1 rRNA gene is annotated in these 2,726 nt (G+C 53.2%); it reads right to left on the bottom strand.

Annotation, left to right across the window (positions count from 1 at the left end):
• Window positions 1-2: 2 nt before the first annotated feature.
• Window positions 3-2,726 (bottom strand): 23S ribosomal RNA (locus HMPREF2565_RS00005); the annotation flags it as partial.

The following is a 2,726-nucleotide window of genomic DNA, read 5'->3' as shown; positions in this document are numbered from 1 at the left end:
GTGTGTGTGTTTGTTTTGGTCTATTAGTACCAGTAGCCTCCACACTTTACAGTGCTTCCAGGTCTGGCCTATCAACCCCATCGTCTTTGGGGGACCTCAAATACGAAACCTCATCTTAAAACAGGCTTCCCGCTTAGATGCTTTCAGCGGTTATCCCTTCCGTACGTAGCCAACCAGCCATGCTCCTGGCGGAACAACTGGCACACTAGAGGTACGTCCGTCCCGGTCCTCTCGTACTAGGGACAGCCTTCTTCAAGTTTCAACGCGCGCGGCGGATAGAGACCGAACTGTCTCACGACGTTCTGAACCCAGCTCGCGTGCCGCTTTAATGGGCGAACAGCCCAACCCTTGGGACCTACTCCAGCCCCAGGATGCGACGAGCCGACATCGAGGTGCCAAACCATCCCGTCGATATGGACTCTTGGGGAAGATCAGCCTGTTATCCCCGGGGTACCTTTTATCCGTTGAGCGACACCACATCCACAAGTAGGTGCCGGATCACTAGTCCCGACTTTCGTCCCTGTTCGACATGTCTGTCTCACAGTCAAGCTCCCTTGTGCACTTACACTCACCACCTGATTGCCAACCAGGCTGAGGGAACCTTTGGGCGCCTCCGTTACATTTTGGGAGGCAACCGCCCCAGTTAAACTACCCACCAGGCACTGTCCCCAACCCAGATCATGGGCCAAGGTTAGACATCCAATCCGATCAGAGTGGTATTTCAACAACGACTCCACACACACTGGCGTGCACGTTTCACAGTCTCCCACCTATCCTACACAAACCGAACCGAACACCAATACCAAGCTATAGTGAAGGTCCCGGGGTCTTTTCGTCCTGCCGCGCGTAACGAGCATCTTTACTCGTAGTGCAATTTCACCGGGCCTGTGGTTGAGACAGCAGAGAAGTCGTTACGCCATTCGTGCAGGTCGGAACTTACCCGACAAGGAATTTCGCTACCTTAGGATGGTTATAGTTACCACCGCCGTTTACTGGGGCTTAAATTCTCAGCTTCGCCACCAAAGGTGACTAACCGGTCCTCTTAACCTTCCAGCACCGGGCAGGCGTCAGTCCATATACATCAACTTAACGTCTTCGCATGGACCTGTGTTTTTGATAAACAGTCGCTTCCCTCTATTCTCTGCGACCCCACAACCCACCACCAACGCAAAGGCTGGTTTAAGTCGTGTGGTCCCCCTTCTCCCGAAGTTACGGGGGCATTTTGCCGAGTTCCTTAACCACAGTTCACCCGAACGCCTTAGTATTTTCAACCTGACCACCTGTGTCGGTTTAGGGTACGGGCCATACATCCACATCGCTAGAGGCTTTTCTCGACAGTACTAGATCACCAACTTCACCCCAATTGGGCTACGCATCACGCCTCAGGCTTACACGGTGTGCGGATTTGCCTACACACCACCTCACACGCTTACACCAACAATCCACTAAGCGGCATGGCTACTACACTGTGTCACCCCATCACTTGAACCACACATCAGGCCCCACGACATCAACAACCAACATGTTCAAAGAACACATAAGTCGTATCCGCGGTGGTTAGTATCAGTGCTTTATCATGGGCGCGGATATACGGGTACCAGAATATCAACTGGTTGTCCATCGACTACGCCTGTCGGCCTCGCCTTAGGTCCCGACTCACCCTGGGAAGACGAACTTGACCCAGGAACCCTTAGTCATCCGGCGGGAAGGATTCTCACCTTCCAATTCGTTACTCATGCCTGCATTCTCACTCGCACACACTCCACGCCTCCTTACGGTAACGCTTCAACACATGCACGACGCTCCCCTACCCAAACAAAAAGTTTGCCGCGGCTTCGGCGGTGTGCTTGAGCCCCACTACATTGTCGGCGCAGGACCACTCGACCAGTGAGCTATTACGCACTCTTTCAAGGATGGCTGCTTCTAAGCCAACCTCCTGGCTGTCTTCGCGATCCCACATCCTTTTCCACTTAGCACACCCTTAGGGGCCTTAACCGGCGATCTGGGCTGTTTCCCTCTCGACTATGAAGCTTATCCCCCACAGTCTCACTGCCGCACAACACAATTGATGGCATTCGGAGTTTGGCTGACATTGCTAAGATTGTAGTCCCGCTCAACCAACCAGTAGCTCTACCTCCACCAAGCTAATGCGACGCTGCACCTAAATGCATTTCGGGGAGAACCAGCTATCACGGAGTTTGATTGGCCTTTCACCCCTACCCACAACTCATCCCCGCAGTTTTCAACCTACGTGGGTTCGCGCCTCCACAGCATCTTACTACTGCTTCACACTGGCCATGGGTAGATCACCCCGCTTCGGGTCCAGGACATGCCACTAACAACACCCCATTAGGATTCGGTTTCCCTACGGCTACCCCACACGGGTTAACCTCGCGACATGCCGCTGACTCGCAGGCTCATTCTTCAAAAGGCACGCCATCACACAATAAAAAGTGCTCTGACGGATTGTAAGCACATGGTTTCAGGAACTATTTCACTCCCCTCCCGGGGTACTTTTCACCATTCCCTCACGGTACTCATACACTATCGGTCACACTGAGTATTTAGGCTTACCGGGTGGTCCCGGCAGATTCACAGCAGATTCCACGAGCCCGCTGCTACTCGGGCAACCCAACAACTAATGCATCGAAGCCTTCAACTACGGGACTATCACCCTCTACGGTAGGCGTTTCCACACCACTTCACCTAACAACAACACACAAGCA

The organism is Corynebacterium sp. HMSC072A04 (assembly GCF_001809235.1).
GTDB lineage: Bacteria > Actinomycetota > Actinomycetes > Mycobacteriales > Mycobacteriaceae > Corynebacterium > Corynebacterium hiratae.
The sequence above is the reverse complement of the archived record's forward strand: the minus strand, read 5'-3'. Positions and strand labels throughout refer to the sequence as shown.